This window comes from Microbacterium sp. H6 (genome assembly GCF_003314775.1).
GTDB lineage: Bacteria > Actinomycetota > Actinomycetes > Actinomycetales > Microbacteriaceae > Microbacterium > Microbacterium oxydans.
In genome coordinates this window covers 34,081-37,250 of sequence record NZ_QOAY01000062.1, presented here as the reverse complement: position 1 = coordinate 37,250, position 3,170 = coordinate 34,081, and the positions used below count along the sequence as shown (strand labels likewise).

General features: G+C 69.5%; 4 protein-coding genes. 2 read left to right on the top strand and 2 right to left on the bottom strand.

From position 1 onward, the window contains the following. Nucleotides 1-252, bottom strand: a 252-nt coding sequence (locus DSP71_RS04280) for a response regulator transcription factor (protein ID WP_147251194.1), incomplete at its 3' end; no start/stop codon positions are given. Further along, nucleotides 249-1,445 carry a sensor histidine kinase gene (locus DSP71_RS04275; RefSeq protein ID WP_113680433.1) on the bottom strand — a complete coding sequence of 399 codons (1,197 nt, stop codon included), beginning with the start codon at nt 1,443-1,445 and terminating at the stop codon, nt 249-251. The genes DSP71_RS04275 and DSP71_RS04280, both read right to left, overlap by 4 nt. 115 nt (nt 1,446-1,560) lie before the next feature. Between DSP71_RS04275 and DSP71_RS04270 the strand changes: the two genes are divergently transcribed. Both DSP71_RS04270 and nucS read left to right on the top strand, forming a co-directional pair. After that, nucleotides 1,561-2,439, top strand: a complete 879-nt coding sequence (locus DSP71_RS04270; RefSeq protein ID WP_113680432.1) for a GAP family protein — start codon at nt 1,561-1,563, stop codon at nt 2,437-2,439. Between the two features lie 56 nt (nt 2,440-2,495). Beyond that, on the top strand, nt 2,496-3,170 hold a 675-nt coding region (gene nucS / locus DSP71_RS04265; RefSeq protein WP_113680438.1), incomplete at its 3' end, for an endonuclease NucS.

Sequence of the window (3,170 nt, the reverse complement as noted above, 5' to 3'; positions counted from 1 at the left end):
GAAGCTCGTGAGGACCAGCACGTCGCTCAAGTGGCGCTCGACGATCTCCGCCGTCGCCGATATCCCGTCGCGTCCCGGCATCCGCAGATCCATCAGGACCACGTCGGGACGCAGCGCCGCGGCGTTGCGGACGGCGACATCGCCGTCCGCCGCTTCCCCGACCACCGTGATCCCCTGCGCCTCGAGCATGATGCGCAGCCCCGCCCTGATCGCGCCGTGGTCGTCCGCCAGCAGCACCGTCGGCTCGCTCATGCCGCTGCCTCCGTCGGGATGCGACCTTCCACCGACCACCCGCCGGCGACCGGCCCGGCAATGAAGGCGCCCCCCAGCGCGGCGACCCGTTCCCTGAGCATCTGCAACCCCCAGCCCCCATCCGCTGACGTGGACGCCCCGCTCGGCGAGCCACCCCTCGAACGCACCTCGACCCGCACCTCGGGTCCGCTCCTGCGGATGATGACGTCGACCTCGGCGCCGCTGGCGTGACGGATGCAGTTGTTCAGTGCCTCCCGCACGATGCGGATGACGGCCTGCTCGAGCGCGGAACCGACATCACCCACGTGATCGGCGACGAGTCGCACCGTGAGTCCCGCGCGTTCCGCCTCCTGCACGATCCCCTCGAGGTCCCCCCACCGCGGCGAGGACGCGGGACTACCCTCACCGCGCCGGAGCACGGAGATCATCGATCGCAGCGCCGCATGGGCATCGAGACCTGCATCACGCACGGCCTGCAGCGCTTCGCGGTCCCGCGGAGGATCGGGCGGCGTCGACAGGGCGGCCTCCGCGCGGATCGCCATCGCCATCACATGGCCGGCCACCACGTCGTGCAGCTCGCGCGCCATGGTCTCGCGCTCCCGTTGCACCGCCTCCACTCGGTCGCGCTCGGCGACGGCTGCGGCATGCTCCGCCCGCTGACGGTGCAGCTCCGCGAGCTCGTGCGCTTGGGATACCGCCACGGCCCACCAGTAGTCGGTGCCGAAGATCGCTCCGAACTGCACTCCGATGAGGAACGCGACCGGGAACGACACATCGGTGAGCAGCCAGGCGCAGAGGAAGAGGACGACGGTCGCCGCCCCCAGCAGCACCAGCAGCATCCTTCGCCCGCGGGAATCCGCCAGGAAAGCGGCCGTCCACAGGACGTCCAGGAGCACCACGAGGGTCCCGAGGCCCCCCACGGTGAGCAGGTCAGCGACGAACAGCAGGGAGACGAGCACGAGCACGGTCACCGGCATGCGCCGCTTGAAGAGGGCGATCGCACAGGCGGGAAGGGCGAGCACCAGCGCCCACCACGGAGACAGGGGCTCCTGCAGGAGCGAGAACGGCCCCCAGATACCCCGGAATCCGAAGGCCGCCATCACCACGGCGAAGATCGCCATGCCCAGCGGGTCCGCCCACCAACGGTGCCGGCGGTACCAGGCGCCGAATCCGCCTTCGACCTGCTCGTGCATGCCCTCATGCAACCACGACGGCCGCCGCCGCGCATCCGACGAAGGGATGAGTGGCTCTGCGGAGACGGTACTTTCGCCCGATCCGGATCGGTGGAGTGTCCGTGAACGTGGTGGCATGGAACTCTTCGGCGGACTGCCGCTCCCCCTGTCGCTCGCGCTCCTGGCGTTGATCGACGGGCTGAGCGTCGGCACACTCCTCATCCCGGTCTTCCTGCTGCTGCACCCGGGGCGGGTGCGCGCCGGGCGGATCCTGCTGTATCTGGGAACCATCGCCGCGTTCTATCTGGTCGTCGGCCTCCTGTTCCTGTGGGGCCTGGTGAACCTCGTCGACGTCGCGTCCGACTTCCTCGCGTCGCCCGCGGGACTGATCGTCCGGCTCGTCGTCGGAGCAGCGCTCCTCATCACGGCATTCGTGATGCCGACCGGCGGCAAGAAAGAGAAGAACGCACCGGCGCCCGCACCGCAGACAGCATCCGCGCCTCCGGTGCCGCTTCGGGGAGGGACACCGGGCGCGCAGGATGCGAACGGCTCCCGCCTGGCTCCCCCGGATGCCGCGTCCGCGATCGCGACCGATCCTGCTCCTCGTCCCGGACGCATCACGCGGTGGCGGGAGCGGCTCCTCGACCCGCGCACCCGCGGCACCGCAGTGATGGCCGTCGCCATCGCCGCAGGGCTCGTCGAGATCGCCACCATGCTGCCGTACATCGTGGCGATGACCATGCTCGCGGATGCCGGCATCGACACGCCGCTGCGTGTGCTCTCGCTCGCGGGATACTGTGCGCTGATGATCCTGCCCGCGGTCGTGCTGCTCGTGCTGCGGATGGTGGCCGCTCCACTCGTGCAACGGCCGCTCGAACGCTTCGCCGCCTGGATGGAGCGCACCGGGGCGGAGAACACCGCCTGGATCATCGGCATCATCGGGTTCCTCATCGCCCGTTCCGCCGCCACCGAACTCGGCCTCTTCGAGGCGATCGGTTCGTTCCTCGACCGGTGACCGGCACACCCTCCGGGTGCGACCGCGCAGCGCTCCCGACGAAGTAGGCTCGACGGGTGCGTCTCGTCATCGCCCGCTGCTCGGTCGACTACACCGGTCGGCTCAATGCCCATCTTCCGCTCGCCACGCGTCTGCTCGTGCACAAGGGCGACGGGAGTCTGCTCGTGCACTCCGACGGCGGCAGCTACAAGCCGCTGAACTGGATGAGTCCCCCGTGTTCTCTCTCGAACGAGACTCCGGGTGAGGAAGAGGCGAGCGCCGGCGTCGTCGAGGTCTGGCGGGTCACCCACAAGAAGACCGGTGACGCGTTGCGCGTGCAGATCTACGAGATCATCCATGACACCTCGCACGAGTTGGGCATCGATCCCGGACTGCAGAAGGACGGCGTCGAGGCAGACCTTCAGCGACTTCTCGCGGAGCAGGTCGAGCGCATCTCCGAGGGTGCGACGCTCGTGCGCCGCGAGTACCCGACGGCGATCGGGCCGGTCGACCTGCTGGTGCGCGATGCCGACGGCGCGGCGATCGCCGTCGAGATCAAGCGCCGCGGCGACATCGACGGCGTGGAGCAGCTGACCCGCTACCTCGAGCTGCTCGGCCGCGATCCACATCTCTCCCCCGTCCAGGGTGTCTTCGCCGCCCAGGAGATCAAGCCGCAGGCGCGTGTACTCGCCGAGGATCGGGGCATCCGCTGTCTGGTGCTCGACTACGACGACATGAAGGGCATCGAGTCG